The organism is Hymenobacter sediminis, assembly GCF_003231285.1.
GTDB classification, from domain to species: domain Bacteria; phylum Bacteroidota; class Bacteroidia; order Cytophagales; family Hymenobacteraceae; genus Hymenobacter; species Hymenobacter sediminis.
Genome location: NZ_QKNS01000001.1, coordinates 892278 through 908122, shown reverse-complemented (window position 1 = coordinate 908122; position 15845 = coordinate 892278). Strand labels below are relative to the sequence as shown.

The 15845-nt window shown below is 53.3% G+C and carries 21 protein-coding genes; 2 read left to right on the top strand and 19 right to left on the bottom strand.

The annotated features are described in order from the left end of the window. Positions 1 to 81 precede the first annotated feature (81 nt). The gene (locus DNI29_RS03905; RefSeq protein WP_162303498.1) at positions 82 to 963 is read right to left on the bottom strand and encodes a murein L,D-transpeptidase catalytic domain family protein; all 882 of its coding nucleotides are present in this window, start codon (positions 961 to 963) and stop codon (positions 82 to 84) included. Positions 964 to 1242: 279 nt separating this feature from the next. Here DNI29_RS03905 and hscA point away from each other — a divergent pair, with 279 nt between their 5' ends. Continuing rightward, positions 1243 to 3102 carry a Fe-S protein assembly chaperone HscA gene (gene hscA, locus DNI29_RS03900; RefSeq protein ID WP_110976735.1) on the top strand — a complete coding sequence of 620 codons (1860 nt, stop codon included), beginning with the start codon at positions 1243 to 1245 and terminating at the stop codon, positions 3100 to 3102. A 183-nt stretch (positions 3103 to 3285) separates the two neighbouring features. After that, complete coding sequence (locus tag DNI29_RS03895) at positions 3286 to 4494, top strand: anhydro-N-acetylmuramic acid kinase (protein ID WP_110976734.1); 1209 nt, start codon at positions 3286 to 3288, stop codon at positions 4492 to 4494. A gap of 24 nt (positions 4495 to 4518) precedes the next feature. Here DNI29_RS03895 and DNI29_RS03890 read toward each other — a convergent pair whose 3' ends face one another. From DNI29_RS03890 to rpsH, 18 genes are all read right to left on the bottom strand, one after another. Further along, on the bottom strand, positions 4519 to 4947 hold the full coding sequence (locus DNI29_RS03890; RefSeq protein WP_110976733.1) for a hypothetical protein: 429 nt from the start codon (positions 4945 to 4947) through the stop codon (positions 4519 to 4521). Between the two features lie 36 nt (positions 4948 to 4983). Further along, positions 4984 to 5307 carry an FtsB family cell division protein gene (locus DNI29_RS03885; protein WP_110976732.1) on the bottom strand — a complete coding sequence of 108 codons (324 nt, stop codon included), beginning with the start codon at positions 5305 to 5307 and terminating at the stop codon, positions 4984 to 4986. Positions 5308 to 5467: 160 nt separating this feature from the next. Further along, positions 5468 to 6739: a phosphopyruvate hydratase gene (gene eno, locus DNI29_RS03880; protein ID WP_110976731.1), complete on the bottom strand. Its 1272-nt coding sequence runs from the start codon at positions 6737 to 6739 to the stop codon at positions 5468 to 5470. Positions 6740 to 7146: 407 nt separating this feature from the next. Further along, complete coding sequence (rplQ, locus tag DNI29_RS03875) at positions 7147 to 7725, bottom strand: 50S ribosomal protein L17 (RefSeq protein ID WP_110976730.1); 579 nt, start codon at positions 7723 to 7725, stop codon at positions 7147 to 7149. Between the two features lie 218 nt (positions 7726 to 7943). Continuing rightward, on the bottom strand, positions 7944 to 8933 hold the full coding sequence (locus DNI29_RS03870; protein WP_110976729.1) for a DNA-directed RNA polymerase subunit alpha: 990 nt from the start codon (positions 8931 to 8933) through the stop codon (positions 7944 to 7946). A 148-nt stretch (positions 8934 to 9081) separates the two neighbouring features. After that, positions 9082 to 9687 (bottom strand): 30S ribosomal protein S4, encoded by a 606-nt coding sequence (gene rpsD, locus DNI29_RS03865; protein ID WP_110976728.1) that lies wholly within the window; start codon positions 9685 to 9687, stop codon positions 9082 to 9084. A 128-nt stretch (positions 9688 to 9815) separates the two neighbouring features. Further along, complete coding sequence (rpsK, locus tag DNI29_RS03860) at positions 9816 to 10208, bottom strand: 30S ribosomal protein S11 (RefSeq protein WP_110977283.1); 393 nt, start codon at positions 10206 to 10208, stop codon at positions 9816 to 9818. Positions 10209 to 10286: 78 nt separating this feature from the next. Then, positions 10287 to 10664 (bottom strand): 30S ribosomal protein S13, encoded by a 378-nt coding sequence (rpsM, locus tag DNI29_RS03855; RefSeq protein WP_045688471.1) that lies wholly within the window; start codon positions 10662 to 10664, stop codon positions 10287 to 10289. A 26-nt stretch (positions 10665 to 10690) separates the two neighbouring features. Continuing rightward, positions 10691 to 10807 (bottom strand): 50S ribosomal protein L36, encoded by a 117-nt coding sequence (gene rpmJ, locus DNI29_RS03850; RefSeq protein ID WP_045688470.1) that lies wholly within the window; start codon positions 10805 to 10807, stop codon positions 10691 to 10693. A gap of 9 nt (positions 10808 to 10816) precedes the next feature. Beyond that, positions 10817 to 11035: a translation initiation factor IF-1 gene (gene infA, locus DNI29_RS03845; protein WP_022822146.1), complete on the bottom strand. Its 219-nt coding sequence runs from the start codon at positions 11033 to 11035 to the stop codon at positions 10817 to 10819. 4 nt (positions 11036 to 11039) lie between these two features. Continuing rightward, positions 11040 to 11810 (bottom strand): type I methionyl aminopeptidase, encoded by a 771-nt coding sequence (gene map / locus DNI29_RS03840; protein ID WP_110976727.1) that lies wholly within the window; start codon positions 11808 to 11810, stop codon positions 11040 to 11042. A gap of 1 nt (position 11811) precedes the next feature. Continuing rightward, positions 11812 to 13128, bottom strand: coding sequence for a preprotein translocase subunit SecY (secY, locus tag DNI29_RS03835; RefSeq protein ID WP_110976726.1), 1317 nt, complete (start codon positions 13126 to 13128; stop codon positions 11812 to 11814). Positions 13129 to 13140: 12 nt separating this feature from the next. Further along, on the bottom strand, positions 13141 to 13584 hold the full coding sequence (rplO, locus tag DNI29_RS03830; RefSeq protein WP_110976725.1) for a 50S ribosomal protein L15: 444 nt from the start codon (positions 13582 to 13584) through the stop codon (positions 13141 to 13143). A gap of 13 nt (positions 13585 to 13597) precedes the next feature. Continuing rightward, entirely contained in the window at positions 13598 to 13777 is a 180-nt protein-coding gene (rpmD, locus tag DNI29_RS03825) for a 50S ribosomal protein L30 (protein WP_110976724.1), read from the bottom strand. 6 nt (positions 13778 to 13783) lie between these two features. Continuing rightward, positions 13784 to 14389: a 30S ribosomal protein S5 gene (gene rpsE, locus DNI29_RS03820; protein ID WP_220614391.1), complete on the bottom strand. Its 606-nt coding sequence runs from the start codon at positions 14387 to 14389 to the stop codon at positions 13784 to 13786. A 6-nt stretch (positions 14390 to 14395) separates the two neighbouring features. Next, positions 14396 to 14746 carry a 50S ribosomal protein L18 gene (gene rplR / locus DNI29_RS03815; RefSeq protein ID WP_110976723.1) on the bottom strand — a complete coding sequence of 117 codons (351 nt, stop codon included), beginning with the start codon at positions 14744 to 14746 and terminating at the stop codon, positions 14396 to 14398. Positions 14747 to 14755: 9 nt separating this feature from the next. Next, the gene (gene rplF, locus DNI29_RS03810) at positions 14756 to 15310 is read right to left on the bottom strand and encodes a 50S ribosomal protein L6 (RefSeq protein ID WP_110976722.1); all 555 of its coding nucleotides are present in this window, start codon (positions 15308 to 15310) and stop codon (positions 14756 to 14758) included. Between the two features lie 20 nt (positions 15311 to 15330). Beyond that, entirely contained in the window at positions 15331 to 15729 is a 399-nt protein-coding gene (gene rpsH / locus DNI29_RS03805) for a 30S ribosomal protein S8 (RefSeq protein WP_110976721.1), read from the bottom strand. Positions 15730 to 15845 lie beyond the last annotated feature (116 nt).

Genomic DNA, 15845 nt, shown 5'->3' with positions numbered 1-15845 from the left:
CTTAGCCAGCCAAACCGGCTTTCCTCTCCAACACCTTTTCGGCTTGACCGGGCCGACGAGGTAGGAAGGGAAAGGCAATCCTTACTGCCACCCTCGCAGTTGCAGCTGCTTGGCAGCCACTGCGCCTTCCAGCCACTTTGATTCCGCCCCGGGTCCACTCAGATACAAGCAGCCACCCTCTCCTACCGCTTTAATGATGGCTCGGTACTGATCGGGGGGTAGGGCGGGGCAGCCCCGACTGTAGCCAGCCTGTCCGTGCTTTTCAAGGTGCTGCTTGCTCACGTAATCTGCGGCGTGCAACACCACGTAGCGGCGCAGGGCGTTATCATTCTGGCCGGCATCGAGGCCCCGTAAGCGGCGCGAAAGGCCATGTTTGCCCTGGTAGGTGTCCTGCGTGCGGTAGAACCCCAAAGCAGTACAGGCAGACTTCATGACGTTGGAAAAGCGCTGGGCCCGCAGCTTCCCCGAGCCCCGCCCGTGCGCAACGTGGCTCTGGTGCAACACGCGCCCATTGGTCAGATCAATCACCCAAAAGCGCGGCTCCGAGGAAGGCAAATCCATGTCGGCTACGGCCAGCCGTCCCACTTGCTGCACTTTGCCCACCCGGCGCAGGTTCAGGTATCCCACGCAGGCCCGCTCCAGCACGTCTAGCCGCAGCCCCGCCGCTTCAGCCCCCAGCCGACTGTGCAGCACCCGCACGGCCTCATGGAGCGAATCGGGCACGCCGGCCAGTGGTGGCACCGGCGTCAGGCGCAGTGAATCTGGTATGGCGGCAGCCTTGACCGCTGCAGCGGGGGTAGGCGCGGCGGTAGCAGGCCGCAGCGGAGAAGCCGCTACATCGGCCACCGACGACTGACTGCAGCCCGCGCTAAGCACACCAACCAAAACCGGCAGTGCCCACCGCCACCAGAAACTACGGGCCACAGAAGCAGCCAGGAAAGGAAACGTAGCGCGTGGGTGCATAAGATCGGGGTTATGACCGCCGAAAATCGGCATTTACGCTGCTACATACAAATTAACGCGCCCGGTGCCGGCTTTTCCTACCCCCTGACTATCGTCAAAGCCATACCAGCCGTGCATAGCGGACTCTGCCCTAGCCGGGTAGCTTCTGAACTTCCGGCAGCCTGCTTTCTCGCACATTTGTTCCGTACTTTTGTGCCATTCGGGGCGCAGGTTGGTTATAGATGCCTCTCCCCTACGTTTTCGTACTTCTCCGGCGCGCCGCGGCGCGCTTTGTTGCTTATGGCCAAAGTTGCAATTAACCTCTCCACTGGCAGCATCCAGCAGGAAGAAATCATCGTCGGCATTGACTTGGGTACCACCAACTCGTTGGTTGCCTACATCCACCCGGAAGGCCGCCAGCCCCTTGCCATCAACGACCAGGGCCGCGGCACCATTGTACCCTCCGTGGTGCACTTTCCCGGGGGCGGCGATGCGCCCATTGTGGGCACCGATGCCAAACAGTATCTGCTCACCGAGCCCCAGAACACCATTTACTCCGTGAAGCGCCTGCTCGGCAAATCGTACCACGACCTAGGACAGCACGCCGAGGAGCTGGGCTACAAGGTAATTGATGACAACTCGGAAGGGCTGGTCAAAATCCGGGTTGGCGAAAAATTTTACTCGCCCATTGAACTGTCGGCTGAGATTTTGAAGGAGCTGCGCTTGCGAGCTGAGCACGCCCTGAAAACGCCGGTCAACAAGGCCGTTATTACGGTGCCCGCCTACTTTAATGACTCCCAACGCCAGGCTACTCGTGATGCTGGCCGTCTGGCGGGTCTGGAAGTGCTGCGCATTGTAAACGAGCCTACGGCAGCAGCCCTGGCCTATGGTATCGGCCTCTCGCCCGACGAAGAAAAAACCGTAGCCGTGTACGACCTGGGCGGCGGCACCTTCGATGTCAGCATTCTGCGCATTCAGCAGGGCATTTTTGAAGTACTGAGCACCAACGGCGACACCTACCTGGGTGGCGACGACTTGGACCGTGCCATCTACGACCACTGGGCCAGCGAGTACCAGCTTTCAACGATTTTATTCCAGAACCCCTCGGCCCAGCAGGAGCTGCGCTTACTGGCCGAGCAGGCCAAGCGCCAACTCAGCAGCCAGGATACGTTTGAGGCTGATTTTGGCGGTACTACCCTACCTCTTTCCAAAGCCAAATTCAATGAGTTGGTGCAGCCCCTCGTGGCCCGTACCATTACCTCTTGCCGCCAAGCCCTTGCCGATGCCAAGCTTACGCCCCAGGATCTGGACGCCGTGCTGCTGGTAGGCGGCTCTACCCGGGTGCCGCTGGTGTACGAGGCCGTATCAGAATTCTTCCAGCAGCCCGCGAACAACTCCCTTAACCCCGATGAGGTAGTAGCTCTGGGCGCCGCTATTCAGGCCGACATTCTGGGTGGTAACCGCCGCGACGTGCTGCTGTTGGACGTGACGCCCCTCACCTTGGGAATTGAAACACTAGGTGGGCTCATGGACCCCATTATTCCGCGCAACTCCAAAATACCTACCAAAGCCGGCCGCCAGTACACCACTTCCGTGGACGGGCAGGTAAACCTAAAAATTTCGGTATACCAAGGCGAGCGGGACCTAGTGAAGGAAAACCGCAAGCTGGCTGAGTTTGACCTGCGCGGTATTCCGGCCATGCCCGCCGGCTTGCCGAAGGTAGATGTGAACTTCATTCTGAATGCCGACGGTATTCTGAAGGTAGAGGCCATTGAACTGCGCTCGAACACCCGCCAGGCCGTGGAAATCAAGCCCCAGTACGGCCTCACCGACGACCAAGTGGAGCAGATGCTGATGGACTCGCTTACCCACGCTCGCGAGGACGTAGCGGCTCGCATGGTGATTGAAGCCCGCACCGTAGCCGAGCAAATGCTTTATCAGGTGGAGCGCTTCGTAGCCAAAAACGGTCAGCACCTCACCGAAGAAGAAATCAGCCAGACCACTGCTGGCGTGGAGCAACTCAAGACGGCTCTCACTACCCAGGACAAAGACACCATCCTGAAAGCGGTAGATGAGCTGGAAGAGCTGACTCGTCCCTTCGCCGAGCGCGTCATGAATATCAGCATCAGTCAGGCCATGGCCGGCAAGAAGATTGAATAGCCAGCTGCGGCTGTCTGGAATTTCTACTGAGAGGGCTCTACCGAATTTCGGTAGAGCCCTTTTGCTTTCTTTGCCGCTGAGTACGCCTACAAGCTCTTGCTGTGCCTGATTTGGTAATAGGAAGTACAAAAAATATTTCTCCTTAGGGAACCCAGTAGTAAACGGCACAAAGTCTACTTCAGCATGAATCAACATCTCGTCCACCTTTTCCGAATTGCCCAACAACCCAGTCGCCGCATCATCGGCCTTATGTCGGGCACCTCACTTGATGGGTTAGATGTGGCTTTGTGTCGGCTGCATGGGCACGGAGTTGAGACGCAGCTAAAGCTAGAGCATTTTACTACCGTGCCCTACCCCTCGGAGGTGCGCCAACGCATTCGGCAGGTTTTTGCGCGCGAGCAAGTGAGCCTGGAGTACCTGACGCTGCTGCACGCCTGGCTGGGCCGCCTGCACGCGACTATCATTTTGGACTGCCTCACCCAGTGGAAAGTGAGCCCCCAGGAAGTAGATCTGGTAGCCAGCCACGGCCAAACGGTGTATCACGCGCCCCAACATCAGCACCAGCACCCCAGCTTTCCGTTCAACGCTACTCTGCAGCTCGGTGATGCTGACCACATAGCCGTCCTGACGGGTATCATCACGCTCAGCGACTTTCGGCAGAAGCATATTGCAGCCGGAGGTGAGGGCGCACCGCTGGCAGCCTACGGCGACTATTTGCTGCTCAGTAGCCCCGACGAAGAGCGCCTGCTACTGAACCTAGGTGGCATTGCCAACTTCACCTATCTGCCCCGCGCAGGCCAAGACGCCCACACCATTTTCAGCACTGATACGGGCCCCGGCAATACCCTGCTTGATGCCACCGTGCGCACCCACTTCCCTACCCTAGCTTATGATGCCGATGGCAAGCTTGCCGCCGCCGGGCAGGTGCACACCGGCCTACTGGCGGCACTCCTGGATCATCCTTTTTTCGAGGCTCCCCTGCCCAAAACCACTGGCCCTGAGCTGTTCAATGCTTCTTACCTCTTGCAAGCCCAGCAACGGAGTAATACTACCGGTCTGCAGCCAGAAGATGTCTTGGCGACCCTCACGGAATTCAGCGCCCTCGGAGTGGCCCATGCCGCAGTTCAAGCCTTCGGCCCTACCCCTAGAATGGCGGTATATGCCAGTGGTGGCGGAGCACATAATCCTACCCTGCTTGCTGCCCTGAAGCGCCATCTGCCCCACTGCCAGTTTTCTTCCACCGATGTCCTGGGCGTACTTCCCGATGCCAAGGAGGCTATTCTGTTCGCAGTGCTGGCCAACGAGGCTGTTGCGGGCCAACCAGTTAGTCTGGGGGCCGGGCACCAGCGGGTACCGGCCGTGAGCATGGGTAAGATTTCTCTGCCCGGGTAGGCCGCAAATTTTCCTACCTCATCCTTATTTAGCCGGCCCTACCAGTGGTATTAGACTAAACCCCTGCACCTGCCGGGCTGTGGAGTCCCGGAACGTAACATCCAGCTGGAAGTGTGGCACCCGCCGTAGGGTATCGGAACGAAATGAAAAGGCCACAAAAGGCTCTGGCGTTTCGGCTCCGCGCAGGCGGTAGCCAAGCTTGTATAAGTCGATGACCTCACCGTAGTGGGCCGCCTTCGCTTTGAATGGCTGGGCTACCCCCTGGAACTGCTGCAATGTCAGGCCTTGTCGTGCCTCGGGTGTCAACCAAGCATACGCTGCTTCCCAATTGCCTTGCACAACCGCCAGCAAAAACCGACGGGCTACCTGCACTTGCGAGGGCAAATTTTGAGCCGAGGCTGCCCACAGTGGCAAACTTAGCAAAGCAGTCAGCAGGCCCAAGCGTTTTATCATGAGATACCCTTACGCAACTACTGAGCCACTACTTATTTAGTCCTCGGCTTCTTTATCTTGAGGTATAAGCACAAATACATCCTCGCCGGGGCGCTTCATGATATACTTCTCCCGGGCAAATTTCTCCAGCAGTTCGGGGCTACTGAGCAGTTCCGCCCGGTCTTTTTTGACTTTATCGATTTCCCGGAGGTAATACTCTTTATCGTTCTGCAGCTCCTGCCATTTCGCGTACATATCATACTGTTTCATGAAGTCGTTGGCATCAAACAGAAACATCCAGACTAGAAAGCACGAGCCGGCCAGAAAGTAAAAGCTGCGCAAAAAGCGCGGCACCCGTTCGAAAACGCTGGAGAAACTCATGGCAGAGAAGGCAAAAGGAAGTACTGATAAGCAGGCAGCTTTACAAATATCATGATTTCGGCTAATAACAGCACTAACGAAAACGGTGCCGCCGCCCGTAGGCCACGACACCGTTTTAGGTTAAGCATCAGAATTAATGCCCAGCGGCACTGACTCTGTTTTACATTTTGCGGCCGGGGAAGTAGGCCACCTCGCCCAACTCCTCCTCAATACGGAGCAGCTGGTTGTACTTCGACATCCGGTCGGAACGCGAAGCCGAGCCCGTCTTGATTTGGCCAGTGTTCAGGGCCACAGCCAGGTCGGAGATGGTGTTATCCTCCGTCTCGCCCGAGCGGTGCGACATAATGCTTTTATAACCGTTGCGGCGGCCCAGGTTGATGGCGTCAATCGTCTCCGAAAGCGTACCGATCTGGTTTACTTTGATGAGGATGGCGTTGGCAATCTTCTCATCAATGCCGCGCTGCAGGCGGTTTACATTGGTCACGAACAGGTCGTCGCCCACCAGCTGGGTAGTTGAGCCAATGCTGTCCGTCAGGTTTTTCCAGCCGCTCCAGTCGTCCTCGTCCATGCCATCCTCAATGCTGATGATGGGGTATTTCTTGGTCCAGTCGGTCCAGTAAGCCACCATTTCCGAAGAGGTCAGCTTGTCGCCGGTGCTTTTCTTGAAGTGGTAGTGACCATCCGAGTAGAACTCTGAGGCGGCAGCGTCCATGGCAATCATCACATCGTCGCCAGGCTTGTAGCCAGCCGTCTCAATAGCCTGCAGGACTACTTTAATGGCATCTTCGTTGGATTTGATGTTCGGGGCGAAGCCACCTTCGTCACCCACGTTTGTGCTCAGGCCTTGCTTCTTGAGTACATTTTTCAGGTGATGGAAGATTTCAGTACCCCAGCGCAGTGCCTCCGAGAACGAAGGAGCACCTACGGGCATAATCATGAACTCCTGGAAGTCGATGCTATTGTCAGCGTGCGAACCACCGTTCAGGATGTTCATCATGGGTACGGGCAGCGTGGTGGCGTTTACGCCGCCCACGTAGCGATACAAGGGCATACCAGCTTCAGCCGCCGCGGCGCGGGCAATAGCCAGCGAAGCCCCCAGAATGGCGTTAGCACCCAGATTGGCTTTGTTGGGCGTGCCATCCAGCTCCAGCATGATTTTATCAAGCAGGCCTTGCTCGAACACCGAGAAGCCGATCAGCTCTTCGGCAATTTTGCTGTTAACGTTTTCCACCGCTTTCAGCACGCCTTTGCCCATATACTTCGACTTGTCGTCGTCGCGCAGCTCCACAGCTTCGTGTTTGCCAGTAGAAGCGCCCGATGGTACGGCGGCACGGCCAACAGTACCGCTCTCGGTGGTCACATCCACCTCAACGGTCGGGTTGCCGCGGGAATCGAAAATCTGACGAGCGTGAATTTCGGTGATAATGCTCATAAGGAATGAGGAAATGGGGTGAAATGAATCAGGGTAGAAGCCAGACAGCTGCCTGGCGGGCTTTGCGCCGCAAGGTAAAAATTAGCCCCGACGTTTCATCTTCAGAATTTCGCCTATTCCTCCACTGTGCTCTACCCCTCCCTTACTCTAAAACCCTACTCAACGGAAATGCACAAAGCATGAAAGCACCTTTATGTGGTTCACTACCTTCAAAGTCAGCATGAAATTAGCCCTATTTGGCTTTTCCTACCCCTATCTACCAACTGAACCCTAATAAGGGTATTACACACTTACATATCTCTGCTTTGCAACAGAGGTTACCTATTGATATCGTTAATACAGTAAAGAAATAAAAAAGGGCTACTCCAACTGGAGCAGCCCTTTTCCAATATCTAACCGACTAAAGCTTACGAAGCAGCTTCTTCGTCAGCCTTAGCTTCGTCGCGCGTTTCGCCTTCCTGTACGGTAGTGGTAGCAGTGTCAGCAGGAGCAGCGGTTTCAACTACTGCAGCAGGAGCTACAGCTTCGCCAGCCGGGGCATCAGCTTTCTTCTTGCTGCGCGAACGACGAGTAGCCGGAGCAGCAGCCTTAGCTTCACCAGCATTCTTAGCTTCCAACAGGGTTTCGTTGAAGTCAACCAGCTCGATGATGCACATCTCAGCGTTGTCACCCAGACGTACGTCGCTCAGCTTGATAATACGGGTGTAACCACCGGGACGGTTAGCTACTTTGCTCGATACCGTGCCGAACAGCTCTTTCAGCGCTTCCTTGTTGCCCAACTCAGCGAAAACCAAACGACGCGAGTGCGTGGTATCGTTTTTCGACTTGGTGAGCAGGGGCTCTACAAACTTGCGCAGTGCTTTTGCTTTAGCAACGGTCGTTGAGATACGCTTGTGCAGAATCAGCGACGAAGCCATGTTCGAAAGCATGGCGTTGCGGTGCGAGGCCGTCCGGCCGAGGTGGTTAATGGTTTTACCGTGACGCATAAAAAAGAAAGATGTGTAAGCTTGCGAACAACGACCACGGCGGAAAACTGTCTGTTACCAGACTGCTTTCACATTAGAACCGCTGTCCCTCAGGGCTTACTGTGTTAAAAAGTGTGAAAAACGGAGTGCAAAGGTACTGAATGCAAAAATGTGGTGAAAGTGACTAGCTGTGTATTTGCACAACTACAGTCACATCCACCACATTTCTCGCTTTAAGCTTATTCTTCGTCGAGCTTGAACTTGCTCAGATCCATCCCGAAGGTCAGACCTTTTTCCTCAACGAGGTTTTCTAGCTCGGTCAGCGACTTCTTACCGAAGTTGCGGAATTTCATCATGTCAGCCATGTCGAGCTGCACCAAGTCACCGAGGGTCTTGATATCAGCAGCTTTGAGGCAGTTGTAGGCACGCACGCTCAGGTCCATATCCGCCAGCGGAGTCTTCAGAACTTTGCGCATGTGCAGTGTCTCCTCATCTACCGTCTCTTCCTCTTCGGCCTTAGCCGTTTCGAAGGTCATGGTGCTGTCAGAGAACAGCATGAAGTGCTGAATCAGAATGTTTGCAGCACCTTTCAGTGCGTCCTCCGGGTGAATAGAACCGTCCGTGTGAATCTCGATAAGGAGCTTCTCATAGTCAGTCTTCTGCTCAACGCGGGTATTTTCAATGCTATACTTCACGTTTTTAATAGGCGTGAAGATGGCATCAATAGCAATCTGACCAAACACTTGATCAGCTGGCTTATTTTCCTCAGCAGGAACATAGCCACGGCCTTTCTGAATCGTGAACTCGAACTCCAGTTCGGTAGCGGGGTCCACGTTGCAGATTACCAGATCCGGGTTCAATACCTGGAAGCCAGTAGTAAACTTGTTGATATCGCCCGCCGAGAAGGTGTCCTGTCCTTTGATGCGCACCGTGATTTTGTCTTCGATGGCATCGCTCACTTTCTTGAAGCGAACCTGCTTTAGGTTCAGGATGATTTCGGACATATCCTCAATCACCCCTTCAATGGTCATGAACTCGTGCAGTACGCTGTTGGTGCGAACCGACGTGATGGCATAGCCCTCCAGCGACGACAGCAGGATGCGGCGCAGAGCGTTGCCGATCGTGACGCCGTAGCCTTTCTCCAGCGGTTTGAATTCAAACGTTCCGTAGAAGTCGTCGGATTTCTCCATTACCACCTTCTCCGGCATTTGAAAAGCTAAGATTGACATAAGTGGGGCGTTTGAAGTAGTGAATAGCAGACAGTAAGAACGCGGCCAATGTAGCCTAATTTCTTACCGCCTGCTACCCAGTTCCAGTTATAACAAGGAAAAAAGTCGAAGCAGAGAAACGGCCCGGACTGCCGGGCCGTTCCATGAATTACTTCGAGTACAACTCGACGATGAGCTGCTCCGTGATTTTCTCCGGAATCAGGTCACGCGAGGGGGCGCTGATGAACTTGCCCACCAACTCCTTGCCATCCCACTCCAGCCACGAGAATGCACGGGCGTTGCGGGCGCTCAGGCTCGTCGTGATAGCCTCCAGCGACTTTGATTTTTCACGTACGGCAACCACGTCACCAGCACGCAAACGATAAGAGGCAATATTTACTACCTCTCCGTTAACAGTAATGTGCTTGTGCAGAACCAGCTGACGAGCAGCACGACGCGTAGGAGCGATGCCCAAACGATACACCGTGTTGTCAAGGCGCGACTCCAGCAAAGCCAGCAGGTTGTCACCAGTGATACCGGGCAGAGTTGCAGCTTTATGGAACAGGTTCTCGAATTGCTTCTCCAGTACACCGTACATATACTTCACTTTCTGCTTCTCCATCAACTGGACAGCGTACTCGCTCTGCTTCTTACGACGACCGCGGCCATGCTGGCCCGGAGGATATGCTTTTTTGGTGAGTGCCTTGCTTGGGCCGAAGATCGGCTCATTAAAGCGACGGGCAATCTTGGTTTTAGGACCAGTATAACGTGCCATTTCAGGTTTGTTGAGTTTTGAGGGGGTTGAACCGCGTGTGTCGGACTCCCGAGGCGCACCTTGCAGGGGTGAAAAGGCGCAACCGGAATCCGACACCGGTGACCTGCAAAGCAGGCCTGTTCACTAAATCAAACGCGACGACGTTTGGGAGGACGGCAGCCATTGTGGGGCAGCGGCGTCACGTCCTTAATGGTCGTTACCTCAATACCCACGTTACCCAGCGTACGGATAGCCGATTCACGACCTGCGCCCGGACCCTTCACGAAAACTTCGGCTTTGCGCAGACCGAGGTCGTGGGCAACTTTACCGCAGTCCGTAGCAGCCATCTGAGCTGCATAGGGGGTGTTCTTCTTCGAACCCCGGAAACCCATCTTACCAGCCGAAGCCCAGGAAATAACCTGGCCATTATTGTTGGTAATAGAGATGATGATGTTGTTGAACGAGGCCTTGATGTGTACTTGACCTACGGGTTCTACAACGACAACGCGCTTTTTGGCCTTGTCTTTTCTTTTTTGTGCCATTTGGTTATCGCAAAAAATGCGGGAGGTGTTGAAGCCCGCTTCTAACAAAAGAAGCAGGGCTTCGATTCCCGCTACGGATTATTTAGTAGCCTTCTTCTTGCCAGCAACGGTCTTGCGCTTGCCCTTACGGGTACGCGAGTTGTTCTTGGTACGCTGACCACGAACAGGCAGACCTTTGCGGTGACGCAGGCCTCGGTAGCAACCGATGTCCATCAGGCGCTTAATGTTCAACTGCACTTCTGAGCGCAGTACACCTTCGGTCTTATATTCGGCGGCAATCACGCCGCGGATTTCGCCAGCTTCAGCTTCAGTCCAATCCTTCACCTTCTTATTCAGGTCAACGCCTGCTTTAGTGAGGATCTGCTGAGCAGAAGGACGGCCAATGCCGAAGATGTAGGTCAGCGCGATTTCACCGCGCTTGTTGTCTGGGATGTCTACCCCTGCAATACGAGCCATGTGCTTTCTTAAAAAGTCTGGTGCTACTAGCCCTGACGCTGCTTATAGCGCGGGTTCTTCTTGTTAATCACGTAGAGCTTGCCTTTGCGGCGGATGATTTTGCAATCAACGCTACGCTTCTTTACTGACGCTTTGACTTTCATGTCGTCGGGTTATTTGTAACGGTACACAATTCGTCCCTTCGACAAATCGTAGGGCGACATTTCGAGTTTTACCTTATCTCCCGGCAGAATCTTGATGTAGTGCATCCGCATCTTACCCGAGATATGGGCAATCAGCTGGTGACCATTTTCCAGCTCCACGCGGAACATGGCGTTGGATAAGGCTTCCAGGATAACACCGTCCTGCTCAATGGAAGTTTGTTTTGCCATAAGGCTACTGTAAGGCTTTTTCTATGTATTCGAAGGAGGTAAGTATTTCCGCCTTGTCTTTGCGAACAACAACGGTATGTTCAAAGTGCGCTGAAGGTTTCAAATCCTTGGTTCGGATGGTCCAGCCATCTTTCTCCTGGGTTACATCCTTCTTGCCAAGATTGACCATTGGCTCGATAGCTATTACTAACCCTGTCTGTAGCTTTAATCCAGCCCCACGTTTACCGTAGTTAGGGACATCAGGCCGCTCATGCAGTTTCTTGCCAATACCATGACCTACTAGCTCGCGCACTACGCCGTACCCTTGTTTTTCAACGTGGTTTTGAATAGCGTAACTAACATCACCCATTCGGTTGCCTGCTACTGCTTGCTCAATACCGAGGTACAATGACTTTTTGGTTTCTTCCAGCAATTTTGTTACCTCCGGTGCTACCTCTCCTACTGGATAGGTATAAGCACTATCTGCGTGATAGCCGTTGAGTAAAACTCCACAGTCTATCGATACTACATCGCCGCCTTTTAGTGCATAGTCACCGGGAAAACCGTGTACCACCACCGAATTGGGTGAAATGCAAAGGCTGTATTCAAATCCATTATACCCTTTGAACGAAGGCTGTCCACCATTATCCCGGATAAATTCCTCTGCGCGTTTATCTAATTCGCGCGTAGTAATTCCTTCCCGAATCATGCTCGCCACCTCTCCATGGGCTTGAGCCAACACTTTAGCGCTAGCTCGCATGAATTCAATTTCCTCCTCGGTTTTGTAAAATATCATCTTACGAAGCGAGGGCGATATTTTGCGAGCGTCCTCGCACCTTACCAGTTTTCATCATGCCATCATAATGACGCATGAGCAAATAGCTTTTCACCTGATTCATGGTATCCAGTACTACCCCCACCATAATGATGAGCGAAGTACCACCATAAAACTGAGCAAATGGACGAGTGACACCTGCCACCGTAGCCAGTGAAGGCAGAATAGCAATTACAGCTAGGGCTACTGCACCAGGTAAAGTAATGCGTGTGAGGACTTCATCGATAAATTCTGAAGTATCTCGGCCAGGCTTCACCCCAGGAATGAAACCACCGCTACGCTTCAAATCATCCGCAATCTGGTTAGGATTTACGCTGATAGCAGTGTAGAAGTAAGTGAAAATGATAATCAGCAAACCAAACACTACATTGTATACCAAGTGGTCTGGTTGAAACCAGGTACCAATGAGAGTTGCCGTATCACTGTTTTTATTCCAAGCTGAAGCTGCAATAGCTGGTACAAACATCAACGACTGAGCGAAGATGATTGGCATTACACCAGCAGCATTTACCTTCATAGGAATGTATTGGCGTTGTGAGCTAAGACTTGCTGCACCACCAATTTGCTTAGCATATTGTACCGGGATCTGGCGCACAGCCTGCGTGAGGATGATAACAGCCATTACTACTAAGAACAATACTACTAGCTCAATCAGGAAAATTAATGAGCCACGCATAGTACGGGCCGTAGCTTCCCCAATTAGGGCACCAGGCAAGCGTGATACTATCCCGATCATAATGATCATGGAAATACCATTGCCAATGCCTTTATCGGTAATCTTTTCACCTAACCACATGCAAAACAACGTACCCGCTGTTACAATCATGGCAGTGGAAACAGTGAAAAAGACGCCAGGATTTACAATAGCCTCTGCATTAATCGTAGCAATGAACCCTACGGATTGCAGCGCTACAATCGGAATTGTAAGAATGCGCGTGTACTGGTTGATCTTCTTACGTCCTGATTCCCCCTCCTTTTGTAGTTTTTGGAAGTAGGGAACGGCAATCGTCAGCAGTTGCAGCACGATCGATGCCGAGATATAAGGCATGATGCCCAACGCAAAAATCGACGCATGGCTAAAGGCGCCCCCAAGCAGCGTATCCAAGATACCCAAAACTCCGGTAGCGCCTCCTTGTGTTAGCCGAGTTGGATCGACGCCGGGGAGCACCACGTAAGAACCCAGCCGGTAGATGGCAATGAAAAAAAGCGTATTGAAGATCCGCATACGCAGATCTTCAATCGCAAAAATGTTCTTAATCGTGGTGATGAACTTGTTCATTGCCAGTCAGGCTTACAGCGTCACAGCTTTGCCACCTGCTTTTTCGATAGCTTCGATAGCCGACTTCGAGAAAGCATGAGCATGTACTTCAAGGGCTTTAGTGATTTCACCACGGCCCAAAACTTTAATCTTGGCATTTTTAGAAGCCAAGCCCGCTGTTACAAAGAAAGCAGCATCCAAAGTGGTAATGCCATTCTCAGTCAAAGCAGCTAGCACGTCTAAGTTGACGGCTTTATACTCTACGCGGTTAATATTCTTGAAACCGAATTTCGGTACCCGGCGCTGCAGAGGCATCTGACCGCCTTCGAAGCCTGACTTCTTGGAGTAACCCGAACGGGACTTGGCACCTTTGTGACCGCGCGTTGACGTGCCGCCACGGCCGGAACCCGTACCACGGCCAATACGCTTTTCATTGCGTGTGGAGCCAGCGGCGGGTTGGAGATTGCTGAGATTCATTTTCGGGAGATTCCTAAAGTTCGGTTACTTCCAACAGGTGCTTTACGGCATCAATCATACCAGCTACCTGGGGGGTGTTTTCCACCGCTTTCGTGCTGCCGATCTTGCCAAGGCCCAAGGCCTTTACAGTGCGCTTCTGACGCTCGGGGCGGTCAATAACGCTCTTAACGAGTTTAATCTGGATCTGCGCCATCTGCTCTTAGCCGTTAAACACTTGGGAGAGAGTAATGCCGCGAGCCTGTGCAATCTGCATGGGGTCACGCATCTTCAACAGAGCATCAAAGGTAGCCTTTACCACGTTGTGGGGGTTAGACGAGCCTTTAGACTTAGCGAGTACATCCTTGATACCGGCGCTTTCGAATACGGCGCGCATAGCACCGCCAGCAATTACACCCGTACCAGCGGCTGCCGGCTGAACCAGCACGAAACCACCCGAGTACTTACCTTCCATTACGTGAGGAACCGTGTGCTTGTACAGGGGCACTTTCACCAAGTTCTTCTTCGCGTCGTCAATGCCCTTAGCAATAGCATCAGTTACTTCGTTAGCTTTGCCGAGGCCGTAGCCCACGGTGCCATTGCCGTCACCCACTACTACGATAGCTGAGAAGCTGAAGCGACGACCGCCTTTTACTACTTTGGCTACGCGGTTGATAGCAACCACTTTTTCTTTCAGATCGGAATCACCGGTGCGCGACTGCTCAGCGTTCCGGTCGTTGCCGCCGCGACGGTCGTTGCCACCACCCCGACGGTCGTTACCGCCACGGTCATTGCCACCACCACGGTTGCCGTTGTTAAATTCTGCCATGATGAGTTAGAAATTGAGGCCGCCTTCGCGGGCTCCTTCTGCCAATGATTTTACGCGGCCGTGGTAGAGGTAACCGGAACGGTCAAATACCACTTTCGAAATTCCTTTTTCCTGAGCACGGGCGGCAATTTCTTTGCCGACTGCGGCGGCGAGGGCTACTCCGTTGCCCCCTTCCACCGAAACGTGCTTCGAGGAAGCAGACGCCAGCGTGTGACCTTTCGTATCATCAATAATCTGGGCGTAGATGCCAGTGTTGCTACGAAAGACCGACAGACGCGGGCGCTCGGACGTGCCAGCGACCTTAGTGCGGATGATGCGCTGGATCCGTTTTCTTCTAGTTGCTTTATCGAAAGCCATGGTGTGATGTTATTTCGAAGCTGTTTTACCAGCCTTACGACGAATCTGCTCACCCACGAAGCGCACGCCTTTGCCTTTGTAAGGCTCAACCTTGCGCAGCGAGCGAATCTTGGCGGCTACCTGACCCAGCAATTGCTTATCAATGCTAGTCAATGTAACGATTGGATTTTTACCTTTTTCCGTTACAGCCGTTGCCGTTACTTCTTTGGGCAGAGCCAAGAAGATGTTGTGCGAATAACCTAGTGACAGTTCCAGCGTAGTACCCGACATCGAAGCCTTATAACCTACGCCAACCAGCTCTAGCTTTTCCTCCAAACCATTGCTAACGCCGTTAACAGCGTTGTTCAGCAACGAACGGTAGAGGCCGTGCATAGCTTTGTGACGCTTCTGCTCAGTCGGGCGAGTCACTACCAGCTGACCATCTTCGGTAGCTACGGTAATGTCGCGGTCCACCGGAACGGTCAGAGTACCTTTCGGGCCCTTCACGGTTACCGTGTTTTCGTTGCTCACTTCAACCTGCACGTTAGTGGGCAGGCTGATGGGCAGTTTACCAATGCGTGACATAGTCTCGTTTTCCTTTCAGATTAGTAGACGTAGCACAGCACTTCGCCGCCCACGTTCTCGGCTTTCGCCTCTTTCTCGGTCATTACGCCTTTCGACGTCGACAGAATCGCAATACCCAAGCCGCTCAATACGCGCGGCAGGTTCTCCACGTGAGCGTACTGACGCAAACCCGGGGTGCTGATGCGCTCCAGTTTCGTAATGGCGGATTTCTTGGTAGCCGGGTTGTACTTCAGCGCGATTTTGATCGTGCCCTGTACAGCGGCGTCATCAAAACGGTAGCTCTGAATGTAGCCCTTTTTATAGAGCACCTTCGTAATCTCCTTTTTGATGTTGCTGGCCGGGATTTCTACTACCCGGTGGTTAGCCTTGATGGCATTGCGCACCCGGGTGAGGTAGTCGGCAATCGGATCTGTGTTCATTTGATTATGAAAATGAAGCGCCCATTTTTAGGGAGCCGCAAAGATATGAAAATTTCGCCGCCACGGAAAGAGGCGACGAAATTTTCGGTTAAGACTACTCAACTCGGCTTTGGAGA